This window comes from Micromonospora sp. NPDC051196, from assembly GCF_040682415.1.
GTDB lineage: Bacteria > Actinomycetota > Actinomycetes > Mycobacteriales > Micromonosporaceae > Micromonospora.
Window position 1 is genome coordinate 60,176 of sequence record NZ_JBFBAY010000007.1, and the last position, 24,269, is coordinate 84,444.

20 protein-coding genes and 1 pseudogene are annotated in these 24,269 nt (G+C 72.0%); 13 read left to right on the forward strand and 8 right to left on the reverse strand.

Annotated elements, in window-relative coordinates:
• Nucleotides 1-46: 46 nt before the first annotated feature.
• Both AB0M35_RS15750 and AB0M35_RS15755 read left to right on the forward strand, forming a co-directional pair.
• Entirely contained in the window at nucleotides 47-1,504 is a 1,458-nt protein-coding gene (locus AB0M35_RS15750) for a PLP-dependent aminotransferase family protein (RefSeq protein WP_363745816.1), read from the forward strand.
• A 56-nt stretch (nucleotides 1,505-1,560) separates the two neighbouring features.
• Entirely contained in the window at nucleotides 1,561-2,859 is a 1,299-nt protein-coding gene (locus AB0M35_RS15755) for a low temperature requirement protein A (RefSeq protein WP_363745818.1), read from the forward strand.
• 77 nt (nucleotides 2,860-2,936) lie between these two features.
• Here AB0M35_RS15755 and AB0M35_RS15760 read toward each other — a convergent pair whose 3' ends face one another.
• The 3 genes from AB0M35_RS15760 to AB0M35_RS15770 form a co-directional block, all read right to left on the reverse strand.
• Complete coding sequence (locus AB0M35_RS15760) at nucleotides 2,937-4,760, reverse strand: long-chain fatty acid--CoA ligase (RefSeq protein ID WP_363745820.1); 1,824 nt, start codon at nucleotides 4,758-4,760, stop codon at nucleotides 2,937-2,939.
• A gap of 137 nt (nucleotides 4,761-4,897) precedes the next feature.
• Nucleotides 4,898-5,830 (reverse strand): terpene synthase, encoded by a 933-nt coding sequence (locus tag AB0M35_RS15765; protein WP_363745822.1) that lies wholly within the window; start codon nucleotides 5,828-5,830, stop codon nucleotides 4,898-4,900.
• Nucleotides 5,831-5,951: 121 nt separating this feature from the next.
• Nucleotides 5,952-6,581 (reverse strand): TIGR03085 family metal-binding protein, encoded by a 630-nt coding sequence (locus tag AB0M35_RS15770; RefSeq protein WP_363745823.1) that lies wholly within the window; start codon nucleotides 6,579-6,581, stop codon nucleotides 5,952-5,954.
• A 160-nt stretch (nucleotides 6,582-6,741) separates the two neighbouring features.
• Between AB0M35_RS15770 and AB0M35_RS15775 the strand changes: the two genes are divergently transcribed.
• Both AB0M35_RS15775 and AB0M35_RS15780 read left to right on the forward strand, forming a co-directional pair.
• Complete coding sequence (locus AB0M35_RS15775; RefSeq protein ID WP_363745825.1) at nucleotides 6,742-8,607, forward strand: ABC transporter ATP-binding protein; 1,866 nt, start codon at nucleotides 6,742-6,744, stop codon at nucleotides 8,605-8,607.
• Between the two features lie 183 nt (nucleotides 8,608-8,790).
• A complete protein-coding gene (locus AB0M35_RS15780) occupies nucleotides 8,791-10,560 on the forward strand; it encodes an ABC transporter ATP-binding protein (RefSeq protein ID WP_363746193.1) in 1,770 nt (589 codons plus the stop codon).
• Here AB0M35_RS15780 and AB0M35_RS15785 read toward each other — a convergent pair whose 3' ends face one another.
• From AB0M35_RS15785 to AB0M35_RS15795, 3 genes are all read right to left on the reverse strand, one after another.
• A complete protein-coding gene (locus tag AB0M35_RS15785) occupies nucleotides 10,561-11,166 on the reverse strand; it encodes a TetR family transcriptional regulator (RefSeq protein ID WP_363745827.1) in 606 nt (201 codons plus the stop codon). It lies immediately after the preceding gene.
• Nucleotides 11,167-11,228: 62 nt separating this feature from the next.
• Entirely contained in the window at nucleotides 11,229-11,984 is a 756-nt protein-coding gene (locus AB0M35_RS15790) for an ABC transporter permease (protein ID WP_363745829.1), read from the reverse strand.
• Complete coding sequence (locus tag AB0M35_RS15795; protein ID WP_363745831.1) at nucleotides 11,981-12,715, reverse strand: ABC transporter ATP-binding protein; 735 nt, start codon at nucleotides 12,713-12,715, stop codon at nucleotides 11,981-11,983. The genes AB0M35_RS15790 and AB0M35_RS15795 overlap by 4 nt, the downstream gene beginning before the upstream one ends.
• A 564-nt stretch (nucleotides 12,716-13,279) precedes the next feature.
• Between AB0M35_RS15795 and AB0M35_RS15800 the strand changes: the two are divergent.
• From AB0M35_RS15800 to AB0M35_RS15815, 4 genes and pseudogenes are all read left to right on the forward strand, one after another.
• Nucleotides 13,280-13,603 (forward strand): annotated as a pseudogene (locus AB0M35_RS15800) (phosphoribosyl-AMP cyclohydrolase); the annotation flags it as partial.
• Between the two features lie 231 nt (nucleotides 13,604-13,834).
• Nucleotides 13,835-14,263 carry a phosphoribosyl-AMP cyclohydrolase gene (gene hisI, locus AB0M35_RS15805; protein WP_363746195.1) on the forward strand — a complete coding sequence of 143 codons (429 nt, stop codon included), beginning with the start codon at nucleotides 13,835-13,837 and terminating at the stop codon, nucleotides 14,261-14,263.
• Nucleotides 14,260-15,813 carry an anthranilate synthase component I gene (locus AB0M35_RS15810; protein WP_363745833.1) on the forward strand — a complete coding sequence of 518 codons (1,554 nt, stop codon included), beginning with the start codon at nucleotides 14,260-14,262 and terminating at the stop codon, nucleotides 15,811-15,813. Before hisI ends, AB0M35_RS15810 begins: the two co-directional genes overlap by 4 nt.
• 51 nt (nucleotides 15,814-15,864) lie before the next feature.
• Nucleotides 15,865-16,419, forward strand: coding sequence for a Trp biosynthesis-associated membrane protein (locus AB0M35_RS15815; protein ID WP_363746197.1), 555 nt, complete (start codon nucleotides 15,865-15,867; stop codon nucleotides 16,417-16,419).
• A gap of 448 nt (nucleotides 16,420-16,867) precedes the next feature.
• Here the strand turns inward: AB0M35_RS15815 and AB0M35_RS15820 are convergent, their stop codons facing one another.
• Nucleotides 16,868-17,119: a hypothetical protein gene (locus AB0M35_RS15820; RefSeq protein WP_363745835.1), complete on the reverse strand. Its 252-nt coding sequence runs from the start codon at nucleotides 17,117-17,119 to the stop codon at nucleotides 16,868-16,870.
• Between the two features lie 442 nt (nucleotides 17,120-17,561).
• Between AB0M35_RS15820 and trpC the strand changes: the two genes are divergently transcribed.
• The 5 genes from trpC (at nucleotide 17,562) to AB0M35_RS15845 (ending at nucleotide 23,077) form a co-directional block, all read left to right on the forward strand.
• Complete coding sequence (gene trpC / locus AB0M35_RS15825) at nucleotides 17,562-18,365, forward strand: indole-3-glycerol phosphate synthase TrpC (protein ID WP_363746198.1); 804 nt, start codon at nucleotides 17,562-17,564, stop codon at nucleotides 18,363-18,365.
• Between the two features lie 58 nt (nucleotides 18,366-18,423).
• Nucleotides 18,424-19,665: a tryptophan synthase subunit beta gene (gene trpB / locus AB0M35_RS15830; RefSeq protein ID WP_363745837.1), complete on the forward strand. Its 1,242-nt coding sequence runs from the start codon at nucleotides 18,424-18,426 to the stop codon at nucleotides 19,663-19,665.
• Nucleotides 19,662-20,474, forward strand: a complete 813-nt coding sequence (gene trpA, locus AB0M35_RS15835; protein ID WP_363745839.1) for a tryptophan synthase subunit alpha — start codon at nucleotides 19,662-19,664, stop codon at nucleotides 20,472-20,474. The genes trpB and trpA overlap by 4 nt, the downstream gene beginning before the upstream one ends.
• Nucleotides 20,475-20,654: 180 nt before the next feature.
• On the forward strand, nucleotides 20,655-21,875 hold the full coding sequence (gene lgt / locus AB0M35_RS15840) for a prolipoprotein diacylglyceryl transferase (protein WP_363745841.1): 1,221 nt from the start codon (nucleotides 20,655-20,657) through the stop codon (nucleotides 21,873-21,875).
• 14 nt (nucleotides 21,876-21,889) lie between these two features.
• Complete coding sequence (locus AB0M35_RS15845; protein ID WP_363745843.1) at nucleotides 21,890-23,077, forward strand: NAD(P)/FAD-dependent oxidoreductase; 1,188 nt, start codon at nucleotides 21,890-21,892, stop codon at nucleotides 23,075-23,077.
• A 311-nt stretch (nucleotides 23,078-23,388) separates the two neighbouring features.
• On the opposite strand, the gene AB0M35_RS15850 is transcribed toward AB0M35_RS15845, so the two are convergent.
• Entirely contained in the window at nucleotides 23,389-24,237 is an 849-nt protein-coding gene (locus AB0M35_RS15850) for a GNAT family N-acetyltransferase (protein WP_363745845.1), read from the reverse strand.
• Between the last annotated feature and the right edge of the window lie 32 nt (nucleotides 24,238-24,269).

The following is a 24,269-nucleotide window of genomic DNA, read 5'->3' on the forward strand; positions in this document are numbered from 1 at the left end:
AGGGGCCAATTGGCCTCCATAAAGAGCCAATATCCAGGGAGTGGCCGTGACAAGTCAGGTGCGCGGAGCCCAATTGGCCCGCCTGCTCGGGCAATGGCACGCGCTCCCGGGCCGTCGCCGCAGCCCGGACTACGCGGCGTTGGCCGGTGCGGTACGCGGCCTGCTCGCCGACGGCCGGCTACCGCTGGGCGTACGCCTGCCGGCCGAGCGGGACCTGGCCGAGGCGTTGCGGATCAGCCGTACCACCGTCACCGCCGCCTACCGCGAGCTGCGCGACAGCGGTCATCTGGCCAGCCGGCGGGGCGCGGGCAGTTGGACGATGCTGCCCGGGACGCACCGGGTGGCCAGCAACGGACTGTGGATCCCGCTGGACGACCGGGACATGCTCGACCTCGGGGTGGCGGCGCTGGCCGCACCGCCCGAGTTGCTGCCGGCCGCCCGCGCGGCGGCCGAGGACCTGCCGCGCTACCTCGGCGGCGCCGGATACCACCCGATCGGCATCATCGAGCTGCGGGAGGCGGTGGCCCAGGCGTACGCCGACCGTGGCCTGCCCACCTCGCCCGATCAGATCATGGTCACCAACGGCACTCAGCACGCGCTGGACCTGGTGCTGCGGCTGGCGCTGGCGCCGGGTGGCAGCGTGCTCGTCGAGTCACCGAGCTACCCCAACGCCCTGGCCGCGCTCGCCGCCCGGCGGGCCCGGATCACCACCCACGGCCTGGCCGCTGACCTCAACGGCTGGGACGCCGATCTGCTGCTCGGCTCGCTGCGGCAGGTGCGCCCCCGCGTCGCGTACCTGATCCCCGACTTTCAGAACCCGACCGGTCATCTGATGCCGGCCGAGTTGCGGGAACGGCTGGTGGCCACCGCACACGCGGTCGGCACCGACCTCGTGATCGACGAGTCCTTCGTCGACCTGTCGCTGGACGACGCCGTGCTGCCGCCGCCGACCGCCAGCTTCGACCGGCACTCCCGGGTGGTCAGCATCGGTGGCATGAGCAAGCCCTTCTGGGGTGGGCTGCGGATCGGCTGGATCCGTGCCTCCGCCCCGCAGGTGCAGCGGCTGGCCGCCGCCCGGGTCGGCGTCGACATGGCGAGCCCGGTGTTGGACCAACTGGTCGCCGTGCACCTGATGGCCGCCGCGCCGGCCATCGTGGCCGCCCGGCGGACGCAGTTGACCGCGCAGCGTGACGCGCTGCTCGGCGCGCTGGCCGCGCGGCTGCCGGAGTGGCGGGTCACCGTGCCGCGTGGTGGCGTCACGCTCTGGGCCGAGTTGGACGGGCCGATCTCCAGCGCCCTGGCGCGGGCGGCCGAGGAGGTTGGCGTACGGCTGGCGCCCGGTCCCCGGTTCGGCCTGGACGGCACCCTTGAGCGCTTCCTGCGGCTGCCGTTCACCCTGCCGTCGGCCGACCTGGTCGAGGCGGTCGGGCGGATCGCTGCCGTCCGCTACGACCTGGACCGGGCCGGGGCGCCCCGATGGCGGGAGCCCAGCGTCATCGCCTGAGCCGGCACCGGTCGATCTGACCACGCCGCCGCCGTGCGGGCGGGCAGACTGCCGAAGTGGGCGATGTCGGTGGGGTGCGCAGGTCGCGAGGTGTGTGGCTGAGCGCGCCCGGTTCCCGCGTCACCCGCCTGGAGCTCTTCTACGACCTGGTCTTCGTCTTCGCCTTCATCCGGGTCACCACGCTCACCGCGGAGACTCCCACCGCCCGTGGGCTGGTGCAGTGCCTGATCGTGCTGGCGTTGCTCTGGTGGGCGTGGACCGGTTTCGCCGTGGTCGGCAACGTGGTCCGCACCGACCAGGGCGCGGTGCCGTTCCTCACGTTCGCCACGACGGCCGCGGCCTTCGTGTTCACCCTCGCCATGGCGCAGGCGTTCCAGGACCGGCCCGGCGACCTGTCCGGACCGCTGGTCTTCGCCGTCTGCTACTTCGCGGTGCGGGCCAGTCAGGTGGCGATCCTCGGCTGGCTCGCCCGCGGCGATCCGGAGTTGCGCCGCCATTTCCTGCTGGTGGCCGGGCGTGGACTGGTCGTCGGGGTGCTGGTGCTGGCCGCCGCGCTGCTGCCGCAGTCGTTGGCCACCGGGACGGGCGAGATCAATGTGCGGCTGACGCTGTGGATCGTCGCGCTGGCGGTGGAATACGGCGCCGGGTTTGCGTTGCGCGGCAGCGGCTGGACGGTGCTGTCGGCCGGTCACTGGGCGGAACGGCACGCGCTGATCGTGCTGGTGGCGCTCGGTGAGACGATCATCGCCCTCGGGTTGGGCGGCGGTGTCGACAACGAGTCGCCGTTGACCTGGCGGGTGATCGTCGCGGCGCTGCTCGCCGTGGCCGTGGTCAGCGCGTGGTGGTGGGCGTACTTCGACACCATGGCGTTCGCCATGGAGCAGGTGCTGCACCGCACCCGGGACCGGTTGGCCCGTGCCGTGCTGGCCCGGGACGCGTACACCTATCTGCATCTGCTGCTGGTAGCCGGTCCGATTCTGTTCGCGCTGGGGCTCAAGGGACTGATCGGCGGGCGGGGCACCCCGGGCGGTGGGTTGCCCGTCTTCGATCTGGCGGTGCTCTACGGCGGAGCGGCGACCTACCTGCTCGGGTTGGTGGCGCTCGGCTGGCGGGTGTTGCGCCTGGTGCGGTGGCCGAGCCTGGCCGCCGTGGCCGGTTTGGCGCTGCTGGCGCCGGTCGCCGCGAGGATGCCCGCGGTGACGGCGCTGGCGCTGCTCACCGGGATCATGCTGGTGGCGACCGTGGTGCAGACGTGGGTGGACGCGCCGCTGCGCCGCGACGTGCGCGAGACGGCGTGGGCCGAGCAGGTCGCCGCTGAGGCCGAGCAGACCGACTGGCGTGGGCGTCACCTGTGAGCACCGGACGTCCCTACCTGCGCGCCGAGCCGGCCCCGCAGGCGGGGCCGGCTCGTGAGGTGCGCGCGGGCGGGCCGTCAGAGTTCGGCGACCGTGCCGGTGTACATCTTGTCGATCTCGGTCGAGAAGTTGCTCTCGACCCCACGCCGCTTGATCTTCATCGACGGGGTGATCTCGCCGTCCTCGATGGTCAGGTCACGCGGCAGGATGGTGACCCGCTTGATGGTCTCCCAGCGGTTGAGCTTGCTGTTGAGTTGGGCGACGTACTCGTCGACCATGGCCTTCGCCTCCGGCGAGGCGACGATCTCGGCGTACGGCCGACCCTCCAACGGCGTGCCTGCGGCCCAGCCGACGATGGCGTCCGGGTCGAGCGTGACCAGCATCGTGCAGTAGTTGCGGGCCTGACCGATGACCACCGCCTGCGAGGTGTACGGGCAGGTCGCCTTGAACATGCCCTCGATGTACGACGGGGCGACGTACTTGCCGCCGGAGGTCTTGACCAGGTCCTTCTTCCGGTCGGTGATGCGCAGGTAGCCATCGGCGTCGAGGTTGCCGATGTCGCCGGTACGGAAGAAGCCGTCCTCGGTGAAGGCGGCGGCGGTCTCCTCGGGCAGGTTGTGGTAGCCGCGCATCACCGGGCGGCCCTTGATCAGGATTTCGCCGTCGGTGTCGATGCGGCACTCCAGGTCACCCATCGCCTTGCCCACCGTGCCGATGCGCAGCCCGTCGGGCGGGTTGACGAAGTTGCCGGCGCTGGACTCGGTCAGCCCGTATCCCTCGGAGATCGGCAGGTTGGCGGCGGCGAAGAAGGTGGCGATCTCCGGGCTGAGCGGGGCGGCACCCGAGACCAGCACCCGGATCTGGCCGCCGAGCCGGGCCTGGAGCTTGCTGAAGACCAGCTTCTCGGCCACCGCGTACTTGACCTTCAGCCCGCCGGGCAGTGGCTTGCCGGCCTGTTCGAGGGCGACCTTCTCCTTGCCGACGCCGACCGCCCAGGCGAAGATCTTCGCCTTGGCGCCGCCGGCGTCCTGCGCGGTGGTCACCGACTTGTTGTAGACCTTCTCGAAGACCCGGGGCGCACCGCACATCAGCGTCGGCCGGACCACCGAGAGCAGCTCGACCAGCTTGTCGACCCGGCCGTCGACGTACGTCGGCAGGCCGACGTGGGTGGCCCCGCAGAGCAACGTCTTACCGAACGAGTGCGACAGCGGAAGCCAGAGGTACTGCAGGTCGTCGTCGCGTAGCAGCCCGACCGCTTCCTGCGCGACACCCTCCCAGCACCAGCCACCGTGCAGCAGCTCGACGCCCTTGGGCCGGCCGGTGGTGCCGGAGGTGTAGATCAGGGTGGCCAGGTGGTCGGGGCCGATCTTGGCGACCAGGCGGTCGATCAGCTCCGGATCGTCGGCGAGCCGCTCGGCGCCCTGCTGTTCGAGTTGGGCGAGAGTGAGCTGGGGGATGGTCGCCGACGGGTCGGGGTCCCCGTCGATGAGGATCACGTGGGTCAGCGCGGGCAGTTGCGCATCGGCGATCTTCGCCGCCTGGCCGGGGTCCTCGGCGAACAACACCTTCGACCCGGAGTCGGAGATGATGTAGGCGGCGTCCTCGGGTTCGGTGGTCGGGTAGACCGTGGTCGTGGCGCCGCCGGCGCACATGATGCCGAAATCGGCGATGACCCAGTCGAGCCGGGTGTTCGCCAGGATCGCCACCGGATCCTCCTGGCCGACGCCCAGGCCGTGCAGGCCTGCGGCGACCGCCTTGGCGCGGTCGGCGACCTGTGCCCAGGTCAGCCAGACCGGGGAATCGTCCGGGCCGGGGCGACCGAAAGCGTGGCGATCCGGGGTGGCGGCCACGCGCTTGAGGAACATGTCAGGAATGGAACGGTACGGTACATCGAGAGCCATCGCTGTAGCCGCCTTCAGGGGTGGAGGCGTGACCGTCGTCACGTCGGTGTTCGTTACCGAAGGGTATTGCCTGTGCCAGGGCGTCGGCTAGCCCTGTCGATCAGCCACCGGCCCGAGCCCGGTCCGAAACGCTCGTCTCAGGCGTACCGTTCCGCTGCCAGGGACCAGTCGTAGGTCGCCCGGATCCAGTTCCGCCGCGTCGCCAACGCCGGCCGTACCGCTTCGCCGTGCTGAGCCAGCAGGTCACTTTCCGTGGTCAGGTAGGTGCCGAGTTCGTGGTTGAAGCGGGCCGCGGCAGCCCGCATCCCCGCCGTCTCGTCCCCGGTCTCCGCGCTCAGCACGGTGACCAGGTTGTGCGCGTCCGGCCCGGTCCGGTGCTCCTTGCGGTAGGAGAAGACGTCGTTGCACCAACAGATCAGGTTGGCGGCGAGCAGGTCCAGGGCGGCCCACTGCGGATCGGCCCGGCGCTCGGCCGGCGGAAAGCCGTCCAGGGCCAGGTCGGTCAGGGTGAGGCTGGGGAACACGCCGCCGGTGTGTCGGCGCATCTGCACGTACTCGTGCACCGGGGGGACCCGGTCGTGCTCCCGGTTGGCCGCCTCCCACAGCAGTGCGAGCAGGTACTCCCGCATGGCGGCGGTGAACCGCAGCAGCACGGCCGGTCGGCGGTAGACGCGTACCCGTCGGCACAGGTCGGCCAGCGCCGGTCCCAGCGGGCCGCAGGCCGGTGCGGCACCCGGCTCGCCGTGTCGGTCCAGCACGTCCAGCAGGGCCGCAACGGTCGGCGCGAGACGGGTCGGATCGCTGCCCAGGCCGTCCTCGTCGCAGGCGTCGTCCATCACGAACAGCCACGAGATCAGATCGGAGAGCAGGCGCAGGCGGTCGCGCGGCGCTTGTGGGCAGGCCCGGCTGGCGAGCCCGGCCGCATCCGCCCGGCGCAGTCGCTGGCCGTTATTGATCAGCCCTAGGCGTTGCGCCCAGTCCTCACTCTCCCGTGCCACCGCTTCGGTGTCGTCGTGCTGGGCTCCGGTGAAGGGGGGCTCCCGCAGTACCGAAAGCGCAAAGCTTCGCATCAGTTCCCGTTCCGTCGCTCCGGGCGGAGCGGCGCGGCCAGAGTACGGGAGCGTCGATTGACGCAAGGTTTTGGATGCATAACGTTTCGGTTGTGTTCCATGGCCGGTTCTGAACAGTGGGCTAAAGGCCCAGCTTGGCGTCGCGTAGCCGATCCGTCAGGCCGGCGGCACCGTCGATCTGCACGTGGGCCACCCGCTGCCGACCGGACAGGAACAGGATCAGCTCGCCCGGTGCGCCCATCAGGCGCAGCGGTTCACCGCCCCGCCCGGTGACAAGTTGGCCGTGCTCCGGCGCCTGGACGAGCACCCGGGCCGGGAAGCGGCGCAGCGCCATGCGGGCCAGGGTCGAGCTGCGCCGCCACAGTGCCCGGTCCAGCCCCGCCGGCAACTCACGCGGTCGCCACTGCGGCTGGGCCCGGCGTACGTCCTCGTGGTGGATGAAGAACTCCAGGGTGTTGACCAACTCGTCGGTCAGCGGGTTGCTCACCGGGCTCCACACCGGAGGATGGCGTACCTGGTCCAGCAGTTCGGCCCAGTCGCCCGCCGCGACCTGCTGGCGGATCCGTTCGCCATGGCCGCGCAGCGGCGCGAGCAGGATGCCGGCGGCGGCATCCGGCCGGCGCTCGCGTACCACGAGGTGCGCCGCGAGGTCGCGGACCGTCCAACCCTCGTTGATGGTCGGGGCGTCCGGTCCCAGCGTCGACATCAGGTCGGTGAGCGCCTCGCGCTCCGATCGGGCGTACCGCGACATGAAAGCGATGGTAGGCGCATCCCGGTCGTTCTGCCGGAGTGCCGTCGCGCCGGGTTCAACCACTCGGGGGTGACGTCGGACATATCAGCGGGGGTCGGCGGGACGAGCGGGCAACGGTAAGGATGAGAGAGGATAGTGGCGGCTTACGGCGGGGGAGACAGTGGCGAGCGGTACTAGTCGGGACGTGCTCGGTCGCGGGCTGGCCGTGCTGGGACGGGCCATCCGCGAACAGCCGAGGATCTTCGCCGTCGCGGTCGGCGGCAGCGTGCTCTTCGGCGCGATGGTCGTGGCCAGCGCGTTCGTGGTCGGCCGGGTGGTCGGCGACGTGGTTGTCCCGGCGATCGAGACCGGTTCGGTCGGGGTGAGCGCACTGACCCTCGCGGCCACGGCGCTGTTCGGGCTCAGCGTGCTGCGGGTGGTCGGCATCTTCGGCCGACGACTCGGCGCGGGCTACATGCAGTACCGCCTGCAGGCCGACTACCGGCGCCGGGTCACCCGCCGCTACCTCGAACTGCCGCTGTCCTGGCACCACCGCAACGCGACCGGCACGCTGCTGTCCAACGCGAATTCCGACGTGGAGGCGGCCTGGCAGCCGATCGCTCCGCTGCCCTTCGCGGTCGGCACCCTGGTGATGCTGGTCGGGGCGGTGTCGTCACTCTTCCTCACCGACTGGGCGCTCGCGCTGGTCGGGCTGGCCGTGTTTCCGGCACTGTTCGCGCTCAACGTCGCCTATTCCCGGCGGATGGCACCACGCCAGGCCCGCGCTCAACGACTGCGGGCGGAGGTCAGCGGGATCGCCCACGAGAGCTTCGACGGCGCGCTGGTGGTCAAGACGATGGGCCGGGAGGGCCAGGAGACCGCCCGGTTCGCCGACCGGGCCGGGCAGCTCCGCGACGCGTTGATCTCCGTCGGTCGGCTGCGCGGCATCTTCGACCCGATGTTGGAGACCCTGCCCGGCCTCGGCACCCTGGCCGTGCTGGTGGTCGGCGCGTACCGCCTGCGCCAGGGCGCCATCGACGTGGCGGAACTGGTCAGCGTGGCCTTCCTGTTCACCGTGCTGGCCTTCCCGGTACGGGCGATCGGTTGGGTGCTGGCCGAGTTGCCGCGCAGCGTCGCCGGGTGGGACCGGGTCAGCCGGGTGCTCGACGCCACCGGCGAGATGCCGTACGGCGACGGGCGGCTCGCCCCCACCACCGCGCCGGCCTCGCTCACCTTCACCGACGTCAACTTCGCCTACGAACCCGCCGAGGCGCATCTGCCCGGCGCGCAGGTGCTCGGCGAGGTGTCCTTCACCGTCGAGGCCGGCAAGACCGTCGCCCTGGTCGGGCCGACCGGGGCCGGCAAGTCCACCATCGCGGCACTGGCCGTACGGCTGGTGGATCCACGATCCGGTACGGTCCGCGTCGACGGCGTGGACGTGCGGGAGTTGACCGCGGATTCGCTCGCCGCCAACGCCGCGCTGGTGGCGCAGGTGCCGTTCGTCTTCGACGACACGATCCGGGCGAACGTCTCGCTGGACCGGCCGGGCGTCGACGACGAGGTGGTCTGGGCCGCATTGCGGTTGGCCGAGGCCGACAGCTTCGTCGCCGCTCTGCCCGACGGGCTGGACACCATGGTCGGGGAGCGGGGCACCTCGCTCTCCGGCGGTCAGCGGCAACGACTCACCCTGGCCCGGGCGCTGGCCGGGCGGCCCCGGCTGCTGGTGCTCGACGACGCGACCAGCGCGGTCGACCCCCGGGTGGAGGCGGCCATCCTGGCCGGGCTGCGCTCGTCGGCGGCCGGTGGTCCCGGCGCGTCGATCCTGGTGGTGGCCTACCGCCGGGCCACCATCGCGCTCGCCGACGAGGTCATCTACCTGGAGCAGGGTCGGGTGCTCGCCCGAGGCACCCACTCGACCTTGCTGGCCACCGTGCCCGGCTACGCCGACCTGGTCACCGCCTACGAACAGGCCGAGGTCGACCACGAGAGCAAAGCGGACTACGACGAGGTCACCCCCCTGGCCTCCGGCCTGGAGGTGGAACGGTGACCGCGAGGAACGCAGCGAAGCGGAGTCCCGCAGTCGGGAACGGAAGGGGGCTGGTGACCGCGAGGAACGCAGCGCAGCGGAGTCCCGCAGTCGGGAACGAAGGGGGGCTCGGGTGACCGCGAGGAACGCAGCGCAGCGGAGTCCCGCAGTCGGGAACGGAGGGGGATACCGGTGAGCGGGAACGTGGTCGCGGAGGCGTCGCCGGCCGAGTCGACCTGGCGGACGCTGCGCCGTGGCCTGGCCCTCTCGCCGGAGTTGCGGGTCGGGCTGGCCGGCACGCTCGGCCTGGCACTGGTCTACATGATCGGGCGGGTGGCCGTACCGGTGGCGGTGCAGCAGGGCATCGACCGGGGCATCGTCGGTGGGCTCGACCTGAACGCGCTGTTCACCGTGGTGGCGGTGACCGCTGCCGTGCTGGTGGTGACCACCGCCTGCGGTTACCTGATGATGCGCCGGCTGTTCACCGTCAGCGAGACGGCGTTGGCCGGCGTACGGGTGCGGGCCTTCCGGCACGTGCACGACCTGTCCATGCTGCACCAGCAGTCCGAGCGGCGTGGTTCGCTGGTCTCCCGGGTCACCAGCGACGTCGACCAGATCACCCAGTTCCTCCAGTGGGGCGGCGTGATCCTGCTGGTCAATCTCGGGCAGTTGGCGGTCACCACCGTGGTGATGCTGGTGTACTCCTGGCAGTTGACCCTGGTGGTCTTCGCCGCCTTCGTGCCGGCGGTCTTGGTGATCCGGCTGCTCCAGCGTCGGCTGGCCGCCGCGTACGGGGTGGTCCGGCAGCGTACCGGCGCGTTGCTCGGCGCGGTCGGCGAGAGCGTGGTGGGCGCGCCGGTGATCCGGGCGTACGGCGTCGCCGGGCGGACCGCCCGGCGGCTGGACGGGGCGATCGACAGCCAACGGCAGGCCCAGCAGAAGGCGATCCGGATCAGCATCCTGGGTAGCTCCGTCGGCGAGTTGGCCGCCGGGGTGGCGCTGGCCGGGGTGGTGGTCGTCGGTGTGTTCCTCGGCGCCGATCAGACGCTGAGCATCGGTGAGGTCACCGCGTTCCTGTTCCTCGTGACGCTGTTCATCCAGCCGGTGCAGATCGCCACGGAGGTGCTCAACGAGGCGCAGAACGCGATCGCCGGTTGGCGCCGGGTGCTGGATGTGCTGGACGTGTCTCCCGACGTGGCCGACCCGGGCGAGCGAGGGCGGCAACTGCCATCCGGTCCGCTGGACATCCGCTTCGCCGAGGTGAGTTTCGCCTACCCGAACGGCCCGACCGTGCTGCACGACGTCAGTCTGGAGATCCCGGCGAAGAGCCGGGTGGCGGTGGTCGGGGAGACCGGCAGCGGCAAGACCACCTTCGCCAAGCTGCTCACCCGGCTGATGGATCCGACGCAGGGTGAGGTGCTGCTCTCCGGGGTGCCGCTGACCGACGTCCGGTTCGAGTCGCTGCGCTCCCGGGTGGTGATGGTGCCGCAGGACGGCTTCCTGTTCGACGCCACCGTCGCCGACAACGTCCGCTTCGGTCGCCCGGAGTTGACCGATGAGCAACTCACCGCCGCCTTCACCGAGCTGGGGTTGAGTGACTGGTTGGAGGGCCTGCCGGCCGGGCTGGCCACCGGCGTCGGTGAGCGCGGTGAGGCGCTGAGCGTGGGGGAGCGGCAACTGGTCGCGTTGGCCCGGGCGTACGTCGCCGACCCGGACCTGCTGGTGTTGGACGAGGCGACCAGCGCCGTCGACCCGGCCACCGAGGTCCGGCTGCAACGGACCCTGGACGCGGTGACCCGGGGTCGGACCACCCTGGCCATCGCGCACCGGCTCTCCACGGCGCAGAGCGCCGACGAGGTGATCGTGGTGGACCGGGGCCGGATCGTGCAGCGCGGCCCGCACGATGAGCTGGTCGCCGATCCGGATTCCGTCTACGCCCTGCTCTACGCCTCCTGGCTGGAACAGACCCGCTGATCAGCCGGGCAGCTCGGACAGCGGGCCGGTGAGGTAGCGCTGGATGGTGGGGGCGATCGGGGTGACCAGCGCGTCGGGGTCGGCGGAGGCGATCGGCTCCAGCCGGACGACGTGCCGCATCACCGCCAGCCCGATCAGCTGGCTGGCCACCAGCGACCCGCGCAGCGGCACCTCCACCGGGTCGACGTCGAGGTGGTCGAAGATCCGGCGCAGCACGTGGACGGTGAGGAACTCGCGCAGCAGTCGGGCGGTCCACTCGTTGCTGACCGCGGAGCGCAGCAGGGCGATCCCGGCGGTGCCGGCGGGCGAGTCCCAGACCGAGAGGAAGGTACGCACCAGCCGCTCGCCGAGGCCAGCGCGGTCACCTGTGAGCACCATGGGCAACAGCTTCCGAGGATCGGCCGGCGCCTGCATGGCGGCCAAGAAGAGCTGCTCCTTGCTGCCGAAGTAGTGGTGCACCAGGGCCGGGTCCACGTCGGCGGCGGAGGCGATGGCCCGGATGGTGCTGCCGTCGTACCCGCGTTGCCCGAAGACGGCCCGGGCCGCTTCGAGGATCGCCTCGCGGGTCGCCGGATTGCCGGGGCGTCGGCCGGTGCGCCGTGCCATCGTCCTCCTTCGCTCGATGCCACGTCACGTCCAGGCTGATACCGAGAGCCTGGACACGGGCGTCAACTGCCGCGTCGTCGCAGGGTGGCCGCGGCGAGCACCAGCGCCAGCACCGTCACGGCGGCGACCACGACCACGTCACGCCACATCGTCGCCGTCGGCTCGGCATGCGCGCCGACCTCTTGCAGGGCCTCGACGGCGTACGTCAGGGGCAGCGCGTCGCTGACCGCCTGCAACCAGCCGGCCATCTGCTCCCTCGGCACGAACAACCCGCAGAGCAGCAGCTGTGGCGCGACCACGACCGGCATGAACTGTACGGCCTGGAACTCGGTGCGGGCGAAGGCGCTGCACAGCAGCCCGAGCGCGACGGCGAGCACCGCGTTCAACGCGGCGATCATGATCACCAGCCCGCTGCTGCCGGCGGTGTGCAGGCCGAAGACCCGGTACGCCACGGCCGCGGCGACGGTGGCCTGCACCGCGCCGGCCAGCCCGAACGCGATGCCGTACCCGAAGAGCAGATCGGCCTTGGCCAGCGGGGTGGTCAGCAGCCGTTCCAGCGTGCCGGTGGTCCGTTCGCGGAGCATGGCGATGCTGGTCACCAGGAACATGATGATGAACGGGAAGAAGCCGAGCATGACCAGCGCGATCCGGTCGAAGGCGGACGGCGTTCCCGGCACGGCGGGCTGGTCGGCGTACATGTAGTAGACCAGTGTGAGGAGCAGGGTGGGCACGACCAGCAGCAGGGCCACGGTCCGCCGGTCGTGCCGCAGTTGGCGCAGGATGCGCCCGACGGTGGCGAACAGGATCCGGACGTTCATCCCGCCTCCCCGGTGCGGTTCGTCTCGCCCGCCCGGATCAGCCGCAGGAAGGCCTCGTCGAGGTCGTCCACTCCGGCGGCAGCCCGGACGGCGTCCGGCGTGTCGTCGGCGATCAGCCGTCCGTCGCGGATCAGCAGCAGCCGGTCGCAGCGGGCCGCCTCGTCCATCACGTGACTCGACACCAGCAGGGTCGTCCCGGTCGCGGCCAGTTCGTGGAAGCGGGCCCAGAGGTCGGCGCGCAACACCGGATCCTGGCCGACCGTCGGTTCGTCGAGCACGACCAGCTCCGGATCGCCGACGAGGGCGCAGGCCAGCGACGCCCGGCTGCGCTGCCCGCCGGAGAGGTTGCCCACCAACTGCCGCGCCGCCGACGCCAGCCCGACGTCGGCCACGGCCCGGTCCGCCTCGGCCGCACCTCGCCCGTGCAGGGCGGCGAAGTAGCGGGCGTTCTCCCGGACCGTCAGGTCGGCGTAGACGCTCGGCGCCTGGGTCAGGTAGCCGACGCGGTGGCGCAGGCGTGCCGAGCCGGCCGGCTGACCCAGCACGGTCACCGTGCCCGCAAGGATCACCTGCACCCCGACGATCGCCCGCATCAGGGTGGTCTTGCCGCTTCCGCTCGGCCCGAGCAGCCCGGTGACCGAGCCGGCAGGGACGGCGGCGTCGATGCCGTCCAGAATCCGCCGCCCGCCCCGGTCCACGACCAGGCCCCGGACGGCGATCGCGTCGACCATCGTCCACCTCCCGACAACTCATCATCTGTTGAAATCAACGCTAGTTGAGTTCATCTCGGCGGAGCAAGATGTGGCGGGTCTTTGACGTTGTGGGCGGGACGGGCCCGGCTGACGCGACAGCGTGGGCGAGTAACTTCGTAACGGACACAAAGTCTGCCATCGGGCATTGCGCCCAGATCGGGCGTACGGCAGGATGGCGCGGTGGATCACGCTCCGTCAGCGGACAGTCGGTTCTACGACGACTGGACCGCACGGCTGCGGGCGAGCGCCGACCGACCCGTGGTGGGCATTCTGCTCCGCGGCAGCCACGCCCGCCGGGCCGCCACCGCCCACAGCGACGTCGACGTCGACGTGCTGGTCGGCGGTGCACCGTACGCGGTCCGCCGGGCCTACTTCGCGGAGCATTCCGGCCGACTGACCCACGTCTCGGTCGCATCTCGGGACGTCCGGTCCTGGGTGACCCGACTCGGCGAGCCGGCCGACTGGGCGTTCGGCCTGCCCGTGACGGCCCCCGCCCGGCTGCTGTGGGCGGATCCGCGCTGGCGGGCCCGGATCGACCTGCCGGTGCTCTGCCAGCCGGCCGACGAGCCACGGTTGGAGGAACTGATCGCCACGCTCGGCAAGGTGGCCTCGGCCCGGGACGCCGACGACCGGCTCGGGGCCCGGCTGGCCGCCGCCGACCTGGCCCGGCTCTGCCCGTCGGTGTTGCGACTGGCGAACCCCTCCGTCCGGGTGGTGTCCCGCCGGTCGGCGTTCGCCGCCGCGCTGGATTTGCCGGTGGCCCCGGCCAACTATCGCGAGGACATGCTGCGCTGCCTCGGGTGGCGGCCCGGCTCGACCGGCCAACTGTGGGCGGCGGCGGGCCGCCTGGTGGCCGGCACCCTCCCACTGATCCGTCCGTACGCTGCCGAGGTGACCGAGGCGGGGGGCGCGGATCTCGCCGACGCCCTGCTCGACGGCCGGTTGGACCGTTACGTGGCCCAGCTGGGCCGGCCCGCCGGTCCGCCCCAGCCCGCCGACGCGCCCGAGCCCGGCGGCCCGGAAGAGGTCGGGGTGCTGCCGTCCGGCGGTCGGGAGCCCGCTGGGGTACCCGCTCCGCGTGCGGGACAATGGCTAACTGTGCCCGTACCTGACGCGCCGGTGACCGGCGCCCACCGCGAAGCGTCGCAACCATCCGGCGGCCCGGACCGGCCGTCCCGGCTCGATCCGGCGATCGCCGCCCGGCTGCGACGGACCCCCGACGGTCTGGTTGCCGCCGTGGTCCGGCAGCACGACAGCGGTGAGGTGCTGATGGTCGCCTGGATGGACGACGAGGCCCTGCACCGCACCCTGACCACCGGCCGGGCCACCTACTGGTCGCGCAGCCGGCGGGAGTACTGGGTCAAGGGCGCCACCTCGGGCCACCACCAGTACGTCCGCTCGGTCGCGCTGGACTGTGACGGCGACGCCGTGCTGGTCAGCGTCGACCAGGTGGGTGCCGCCTGCCACACCGGCCAGCGCACCTGCTTCTCCACCGAGCTTCCGGTCACCGGCGAGGTGACCTCGTGACCGACGGTCGGGTGAGCCCGGACGAGGCCACCTTCACCGAACTGGCCGCCCGCTGGCGGGTGGTGCCGGTGACCCGCCGGCTGCTTGCCGACGCGGAGACACCGGTCGGGGTCTACCGCAAGCTCGCCGGTGGCCCCGGGACCTTCCTGCTGGAGTCCGCCGAGCAGGGCGTCGGTTCGGCGGGGCTGGCCTGGGCCCGATACTCCTTCGTCGGCGTACGCAGCAGCGCCACGCTGGTCGAGCGGGACGGCGCCGCAGCCTGGCTCGGCACGCCGCCGGCCGGCCTGCCGACCACCGGCGACCCGGTCGAGGTGCTGCGGGCCACGGTGGCCGCGCTGGCCGGCCCACCGGGCGATCCGCAGGACGGCACGCCCCCGCTGACCGGCGGCATGGTGGGCTACCTCGGCTACGACCTGATCCGGCGGTTCGAGCGGCTGCCCGCGCTCACCGAGGACGACCTGGCCGTACCCGAGTTGGGCATGATGCTCGCCACCGACCTGGTGGTGCTCGACCACTTCGACGGCTCGGCCATCCTGGTCGCCAACGCGATCCTGCCGCCGCTGGACGAACCGGGTCGCGAGACGTCGGTCGCCGCCGCCTACCATCACGCGGTGGGCCGGCTGGACGCGATGACCACCGCGCTGTCCCGGCCCATCCCGCCGATGGTCTCCACGGTGCACCGCCCACCCGTCGGTGAGGTACGCAGCCGCACCCCCGACGGCGGCTACCCCAAGGCGGTGGAGGCGGCCAAGGAGGCGATCCGGGCGGGCGAGTGCTTCCAGATCGTGCTGGCCCAACGGTTCGAACGCGACACCGCCGCCGACCCGTTGGACGTCTACCGGGTGCTGCGCACCACCAACCCCAGCCCTTACATGTACCTGCTGCGCTTCGACGACTTCGACATCGTCGGATCGTCGCCCGAGGCGCACCTGAAGGTGAGCATCGAGGAGAACGGCGAGCGGCGGGCCCTGCTGCACCCGATCGCCGGCACCCGTCCGCGTGGCGCCACGCCGGAGGCCGACGCCCGCCTGGCCGCCGAGTTGCTCGCCGACCCGAAGGAGCGGGCCGAGCACGTGATGCTGGTCGACCTGGGGCGTAACGATCTGGGTCGGGTCTGCCGGCCCGGCACCGTCGAGGTGCCGGAGTTCGCCACCATCGAGCGGTACAGCCACGTGATGCACATCGTCTCGACGGTGGTCGGCACGCTGCGCGAGGACCGCACGGCCTTCGACGCACTCGCCGCGACCTTCCCGGCAGGCACCCTCTCCGGCGCGCCGAAGGTACGGGCCATGGAGATCATCGAGGAACTCGAACCGGTACGCCGGGGCCTCTACGGCGGCACGGTCGGCTATTTCGGATTCGGTGGCGATCTCGACATGGCCATCGCGATCCGGACCGCCCTGATGCGTGCCGGTCGGGCCTACGTGCAGGCCGGTGCCGGGGTGGTGGCCGACTCCGACCCGGCCGCCGAGGACCAGGAGACCCGGAACAAGGCCGCCGCGGTGCTGGCGGCCATCGCCGCCGCGGAAACCCTCAGGCCGGCCCGATGACCCGCCCGGTGGTCGTCGCGGTCGTGGCGGGAGACTGAGCCGGTGAGTGAGATGACAACCTCCGAGGTGGCGCGGCGGGTGCCCGAGCGGCGTGAGTTGGCGTACGCCGTGCTGCTCTGCCTGGCGGGCGCGGGGCTGGCGCTCTGGGCGGTGACCCGCACCTGGGTGGTGGACTCCACCACGTCGTCTGCCCTCGACGAAGGGGGTACCGGCGCGCGACTGCTGCCCTGGCTGCCGGCGCTAGCCCTGGTGGGGCTGGCCGGCGGCGGTGCGGTGCTGGCCACCGGAGGTTGGCTGCGTCGGGTGCTCGGTGCGCTGCTGGCGCTGTTCGGCCTGGCCCTGGCCGGTGGCGGTGGCTACGGGCTGCTGGCGGACCTCGGCGACCGGGTCAGTTCGCAGTGGCCGGCGCTCACCCTGCTCGGTGGCCTGATGGCGGCGGCCGGCGGGGCGTTGACCGCGCTGCGCGGAAACCGTTGGCCGGCGATGAGCGCCCGCTACGAACGCCGATCGCGGCGAGACGCGGACACGTCCGGCCCCATCCGGGGTGCCGGCACCGTGGACGCCTGGGAGGCATTGGACCGGGGCGAAGACCCCACGGTGCGCTGAGCCCCTGCGATCCCCCCGGACAGGCCCCTGCGGTCCCCTCGGACAGCTTGGTCATCGGTGCCGTGGCGACCGAGCAGACGTGGCAACAGCCGGCCAGTCGCGATGGCGACGGCCGGCCGGCCGTCAGGACCTGCGGGCGTCAGGTCCCCGGGCATTGGGCGTCGGGTGGCCCGGCGTGAGCGTTGCGCTCATTTCTTGAGACCAGCGATCCAGAATTTGGGATCAGCGGCCAAGGTCACGCTCGATCCTGGATCGAGTGGCAAAGAATCGCCGTGAGGCCACTCGATCCCAGATCGAGCGTGATCATGAGAGGCCGCCGCCGCAGGCGGGTGCGCAGTGCGGGCAGGGCGAATCGGCGTGGAACTGCTCAGCGGGGGCGCAGCCAGTTCGGCGACCTGTTGAGTGGTGGGGTCCAGTCGGGCTGGCGAGCTGTTGTGCGGTGGGCTGGTCAGCTGACGGATTGCCGGTCGCGGACCCGGGCCGCGGCGAGTTCCGCCACCAGTTGATCCAGGGCGGCTCGCTGGTCGGCGCGGGCCCGATCGGCGCAGATGGCCTCCCAGGCGTTGCCGCGCGCGGTCCGGATCCGGGTCGGCCCGACCACGGCGCGCTCGACCGTGTGGACGACACCGACGGCGAGCGACGCGACGGTACGCGAGATGGTGGTGAGTCCGATGGTCTGGTGCGGCGCAGAGGAACTCATGAGCACCCCGGGAGAGATCGTCGTGGTGATGGGGCAGGCGCGTCATTGAGTCTGCCCGAGAACGATGCTGCGCGGCTCACGTTTCGTAGTGATGACTGCAACGTCAACTCTGCGGCAGCCGCCCTGACCAGGCGAAGGGTCCTTCGTCCTTGAGCTAGCTCACAGCATCGACGGCGGTCGTAGTATCCCGTCGATCGGGTCGGCCGGGCGTCGATATGGGTGATTGTCGATGGAGTGGTGACGTAGAGTCACGGGGCGTTTGCGCAAGTCGGCCATTATGCCCCAGCCCATTTCGTGAGGAGCGCCATACCCCCGGCGGGCGGTGCCAGGCAGGGCCCCCTAGCATCGGCCCATGACACCCGGAGAGGGGAGTCCGTTGGTGACTGCTGAGCATGCGCACGCCGAGGGGGACGAAGCCGGTTCGTCGGCCGCCCCCGCCAGCGTGCTCGACGAGATCCTGGCCGGCGTCCGTGAGGACGTGGCCCGGCGGCAGGAGCAGGTTCCGCTGGAGCGGATCCGGGAACTCGCCGCCGCCGCTCCACCACCGCTGGACGCGTACGCGGCCCTGCGCCGGCCGGGCGTCGCCGTCATCGCCGAGGTGAAGCGCTCATCGCCGTCCAAGGGCCAGTTGGCCGAGATCGCCGACCCGGCCGATCTGGCCGGCGAGTACGCCGCCGGTGGTGCCCGGGCGATCAGCGTACTCACCGAGGGGCGCTGGTTCGGTGGCTCGCTGGACGACCTCGCCACGGTGCGGGCCGCGGTGAACATCCCGGTGCTGCGTAAGGACTTCGTGGTCTCCAGCTACCAGGTGCACGAGGCCCGGGCGCACGGCGCCGACCTGGTGCTGCTCATCGTCGCCGCACTGGAGCAGAACGTGCTGGTCGGCCTGCTGGAGCGGATCGAGTCGCTGGGCATGACCGCACTGGTCGAGGTGCACGACGAGGAAGAGGCCGACCGGGCCCTGGAGGCCGGCGCGCAGGTGATCGGGGTCAACGCCCGCGACCTGCGTACCCTGGAGGTCGACCGGTCGGTGTTCGAGCGGATCGCACCCGGTCTGCCGAGCAGCGTCGTCAAGATCGCCGAGTCCGGCGTACGCGGGCCGCACGACCTCATCCGGTACGCCTCCGCAGGTGCCGACGCGGTGCTCGTCGGTGAGGGCCTGGTCACCAAGAAGAGCCCCCGCGAGGCGGTGGCCGAACTGGTCAACGCCGGAAACCACCCGGCCACACCCCGCCCGGTGCGCTGACCTCGTACCGGCTGTAGTTCCGAGGGAGAGGATCCCCGATGAGCGCACAGGTCATGGCATGAGCACCGAGGCACCGGCCGGCCCGGCTGCGCAGTTCCCGGACGCCGCCGGTCACTTCGGTCGCTTCGGCGGGCGGTTCGTGCCGGAGGCGCTGGTCGCCGCCCTCGACGAACTGGGCGCCGCACACCGTACGGCGATGGCCGACGAGACGTTCCGCGCCGAGTTCGCCGCCCTGCTGCGTGACTACGCGGGCACCCCGTCACTGCTGTACGAAGCCCACCGCTTCTCCGCCCGGGCCGGCGCCCGGGTGCTGCTCAAGCGGGAGGATCTCAACCACACCGGCGCGCACAAGGTCCGCAACGTGCTCGGCCAGGCGCTGCTGACCCGGCGGATGGGCAAGAAGCGGGTGATCGCCGAGACCGGTGCCGGTCAGCACGGCGTCGCCGCCGCCACCGCCGCCGCCCTGTTCGACCTTGACTGTGTGGTCTACATGGGTCAGGTCGACACCGAGCGGCAGGCGCTCAATGTGGCCCGGATGCGGATGCTCGGTGCCACCGTCGTCCCGGTGACCACCGGCTCCCGTACGCTCAAGGACGCGATGAACGAGGCGATGCGCGACTGGGTCGCCAACGTCGACGACACGCATTACCTGATCGGCACGGCCGCCGGCCCGCACCCGTTCCCGGCTCTGGTCCGCGACTTCGTCCGGGGCATCGGCGACGAAGCCCGGCAGCAGTGCCTCGACCTGACCGGCGAGTTGCCGGACGCGGTCACCGCCTGCGTCGGCGGCGGATCCAACGCGCTGGGCATCTTCCACGCCTTCGTCGACGACCCGCAGGTACGGCTGTACGGCTTCGAGGCCGGCGGCGACGGGGTGGCCAGCGGCCGGCACGCGGCCAGCATCACCGGTGGATCCACCGGCGTGCTGCACGGCACCCGCACCTATGTGCTCCAGGACGACGACGGTCAGACGATCGAGTCGCATTCGATTTCCGCCGGCCTGGACTATCCCGGCGTCGGTCCGGAGCACGCCTGGTTGCACGACACCGGGCGGGCCAGCTACCTGCCGGTCACCGACGACGAGGCGATGGCGGCGTTCGAGCTGCTCTGCCGTACCGAGGGGATCATCCCGGCGATCGAGAGTTCACACGCGCTCGCCGGCACCCTGGCCATCGCCGGGAAGCTCGCCGCCGACCTGGGTCGGCAGCCCACCATCGTGGTCAACCTTTCCGGCCGGGGCGACAAGGACGTGCACACCGCCGGTGAGTACTTCGGCATCCTGGACGGAGAGTCGGCATGAGCCGGATCGGGGTGGCTTTCGACAAGGCCCGGGCGGACGGCCGGGCGGTGCTGATCGGCTGCATGCCGGCCGGGTTCCCCACCGTCGAGGGCAGCATCGCGGCGATGAAGGCGATGGTGGCGGCCGGTGTCGACGTCATCGAGCTGGAGATCCCGTACTCCGATCCGGTGATGGACGGCCCGGTCATCCAGCGGGCCAGCGACATCGCCCTGGCCGGCGGCGTACGCACCCGGGACGCGCTGCGGATCATCGAGGAGGTCACGGCCACCGGTGCGCCGGTGGTCACGATGACCTACTGGAACCCGATCGAGCGGTACGGCGTCGACGCGTTCGCCCGGGACCTCGCCGCAGCCGGTGGCACCGGGCTGATCACGCCCGACCTGATCCCCGAGGAAGCCGACGAGTGGCTCGCCGCCTCGGACGCACACGGGCTGGACCGCACGTTCCTGGTGGCGCCCTCGTCCACCGATGAGCGGCTGGCGATGACGGTCGAACACTGCCGTGGCTTCGTCTACGCCACCGCCCTGATGGGGGTGACCGGTGCCCGTACGCAGACCTCCCAGGCGGCGCCCGTGCTGGTGTCCCGGGTTCGTGCGGTGACCGACCTGCCCGTCGGAGTCGGGCTCGGGGTGGGCACCGGCGCCCAGGCTGCCACCGTGGCCGGGTACGCGGACGGCGTGATCGTCGGCAGCGCCCTGATCCGCTGCCTGCTCGATGCCCCCGACGAGTCCACCGCACTGTCGGCCCTCTCCACCCTGAGCACCGACCTGGCCACCGGCGTCCGCCACCCCACCCCCACCCCCGCCTAGCCCCTCCCTCCCTCCCTCACCCCCGCCCGTTTATCCGCCGATCATGCACTTTTGGTCGGTGGAATGCCCTTGATGTCAGGGTTTGTGGAGGCGGGAAGTGCAAGATCGCGAGGGCCGGGAGTGTTGGGGGTGGGTGGGCCGGGGTGACGGTGAGGTGGGTGGCAGCGGTAGGGTGCGGCCGTGAGTCTCGCCTCGCCGACGTACCTGGCCGCCATCCCCAGCCCGAGTACCGCCGTGTGGCACCTCGGGCCGATTCCCCTTCGGGCGTACGCGCTCTGCATCATCGCCGGCATCGTGGTGGCCTGCTGGGTCACCGACCGGCGGTTGCGGCAGCGCGGAGTCGCTCCCGGCGCGGTGTTGGACATCGCTCTGTGGGCGGTGCCGGCCGGCATCATCGGCGCTCGGATCTACCACGTGATCACCTCACCGGCGGCGTACTTCGGCACCGGCGGTGAACCGATCAAGATCTTCTACATCCACGAGGGTGGGCTCGGGATCTGGGGCGCGGTCGCCGGTGGCGCGGTCGGCGCCTGGCTCGCCGCCCGACAACTCGGCATCCCGTTCGCGGTGGTCGCCGATGCGTTGGCACCCGGCCTGCCCCTGGCTCAGGCGATCGGCCGGCTCGGTAACTGGTTCAACAACGAGCTCTACGGCGGCCGGACCGACCTGCCGTGGGGGCTGGAGATCCACCGGATGGACGGCGGGCAGGCGCTGCGCGACGAGGCGGGCCGGCCGATCCTGGAGGAGGGGCTCTACCACCCGACCTTCGCCTACGAGGCGCTGTGGAACGTCGGCGTCGCCGGGTTGGTCTTCTATCTCGACCGTAAGCTACGGCTCGGCCGGGGCCGGGCGTTCGCGCTGTACGTGATGGGCTACACCGCCGGGCGCTTCTGGATCGAGATGATGCGCACCGACGAGGCCAACACCATTTTCGGCGTACGGCTCAATGTCTGGACCGCCGCGCTGGTCTTCCTCGGCGCGCTAGCCTACTTCCTGCTGGTCCGTGGCCCGCGCGAGTACCTTGTCCCGGTCGGCGCGCCGGCCACCGCGTCCACGACCACCTCCGACGTCTCCCAGGTGGATCTGTCCGCTCGGCAGGCCGGCGAGCAGCCGCCCGCGCCGGAGGGCTACCGGGTGGTCAGCGAGGAGCAGTTCCGGCACTGGCAGGAGACCGGCGAGGCGCCACCCGAGCCGACCGACCCGACCGGCGCCTCCGCGACCGGCGGGGCCCACACCTCCGGAACCGATGCCTCCAAAACCGATGCCTCCAGGGCCGGTGGAGACTCGGTGACCGCCGCAGGGCAGCCCGACGGCGGCTCCACGGCCGGCGAGCGGCCGGACGACGCGCCCGCCGACGGTGAGGCGGCCGCCTCGGCTCGGCCCGCCGAGCGCGACAGCTGAACGAGGGGGCCGGTATGCGGACCGCGGTGGTGGTCGGCGGCGGACTGGGCGGTCTGGCGGTGTCGGGTGCGCTGGCCCGATCCGGCTGGCAGGTCACTCTCCTGGAGCGGGCGGACCGGATCCGCCCGGAGCCGACCGCCGTCGTGCTCTGGCCGAACGGGGTCCGCGCCCTACGTGCCCTGGACCTCGGCGCCGGCCTGGACGCGGTCGCCACTCCGCTGCCCGATGGTGGGGTACGCCGTCCCGACGGCCACTGGCTGGTGCAGCCACGACCGGTCCCGGTCGAGCGTCTCCCCGTCGTGGTACACCGGGAGGACCTGCACGACGCATTGATCGCAGGGCTGGGCGACCGGGTCGAGCTGCGTACCGGGGTGACCGTGCGGACGGTACGCACGGCACCGGGTGAACGCCCGGCGGTCGGCGACGGCCGGCACACGTACGAAGCCGACCTGGTGGTGGCGGCGGACGGGGTCGACAGCGTGATCCGCCGTCAGTTCGCCCCGGAGGCGGGCGTGGTCAGCTCCGGGTGCGCCGCCTGGCGGGCGGTGATTCCCTGGTACCGGGCGCCGATCCTGCCCGAGTCGGTCGGCGGCGAGATCCTCGGTGCCGGCTACCGGTTCGTGGCCGCCTCGCTCGGTGAACGGGGTTCCTCCGGTGCCTCCAGCCGAGGTGGCATCTACTGGATGGCCACCGCTGCGGGCGCCGCCCGACCCGAGCCGCCGCACACACAGTTGGCGCTGCTACGCCGCTGGTACGCCGGCTGGCCCGGACCGGTAGACGAGTTGCTGGCCGCCACCGAGCCGGACGATCTGGTGCAGCAGGAGATCCGTGAGCTGCGCCCGCTGCCGAAGGCGTACGGCTTCCCGCTCGGGCCGGGCGGGGTGGTGCTGCTCGGCGACGCCGCCCACGCCATGCCGCCGCACCTCGGACAGGGGGCGTGTCTGGCCTTCGAGGACGCTGCGACGCTCGCCGCGTTGCTGCGCGAGTCGACGCTGCCCGACGCGGTGCTCGCGTACGACCGGGCGCGTCGTCCCCGCGCGGCTGCCGTGGTCCGTCAGACCCGCCGGATGTCCGCGGTGCTCCAGACCCGGGGTCGCCTGGCACTACGCGCCCGCGACGTGGCCCTCAACACCATCACCCCGCGCATCCTGGGCAGCGCCGCCACCGTAGCCGCCCAATGGCGCCCCCCACCCCCAAAGTAACCCCACCCTCACCCCACCCCCGCCGGTGCCCGCCCTTCCGCGCGGTGCCCCGCCCCGCCCTTCCGCGCGGTGCCCCGCCCCGCGCGGTGCCCCGCCCCGCGCGGTGCCAGCCCCGCGCGGTGCCAGCCCCGCGCGGCGATCATGCAGTTTTGGTCGACGTAAAGCCGGCGTAACGGGACAAAAGTGCGACCGAAACTGCATGATCGCGGTGCGCCAGGTGCGCCAGGTGCGCCAGGTGCGCCAGCCCACCAGCGCGCCAGTGCGTGGGGCGCCTGGGGCCTGTGGGGTGCGTGGGGTACTTGGGGTGGGGGTTAGTGCGGGGTGATGGTGGGGGGTTCGGCTATGCAGGCGGTGCCGATGCGGCGGAAGCCTGCGCGGAGGTAGACGCGGGCGATCTCCTCGCTGCCGGCGGAGAGGAAGACCACCTCGACACCCTCGGCCAGCAGGGCGTGGGCCAGGGTGGCGGTCACGGCGGCGGCCAGGCCACGGCGTCGGGCGCTGGGCAGGGTGGCCACCCCGGCGATCTCGGCTACATCGCCGACCCGCATGGCCATGCCGCTGGCGAGCGTCCCCTCGTCGGGCGTCTCGGCCAGCGCGGCGAGCCGGCTGCCGTTGGCGATGCGGGTCAGTTCCTCGTCCAGTGCCGCGACGTCCAGGCCGCGCAGGGCGGCGTCGCGCTGCGCCGGGCCGGCCTCGCCGCGGCTGGTGCCGGGGGCGGCGAACCCGATCGCCGCGACGGCCCGTCGGGCGGCCACGTTGGCGGCGGTGGTCGGCGTGGCGGCGGTCAGCAGCCGTACCGGTACGTGGGTGAAGGCGGCCGGGTCGGCCAGTGCGGCCGGGTCGAGCACCAGCAGCGGCGCCTCCAGGACGGAGAGTCCGGCCGAGCGGGCCACCGTGAGCAGTTCCGGGTTGATCTCGTGTACCCATTCCAGGGCCTCGGGCAGACCGAGTTCCCGCTGTCGGCTCCGGACGGTGTTCAGGTCGGCCAGCGACGGTGACCGGGTCGCGCCGCGACGAGGCCGGGCATAGAACGGCCATCCGGCACCTTCCCGGACGAACAGGACGCAGCTACCGTGATCCTCCACGCGAGCCGCGTCTCGCGGCACAGCGTCATAAAACTGTTCCAATCGGTCCAGCAGGTCAGCGTGGTCTGCATCCACCCGGCGAGACTACCTGTCCCAAACTCTGGACG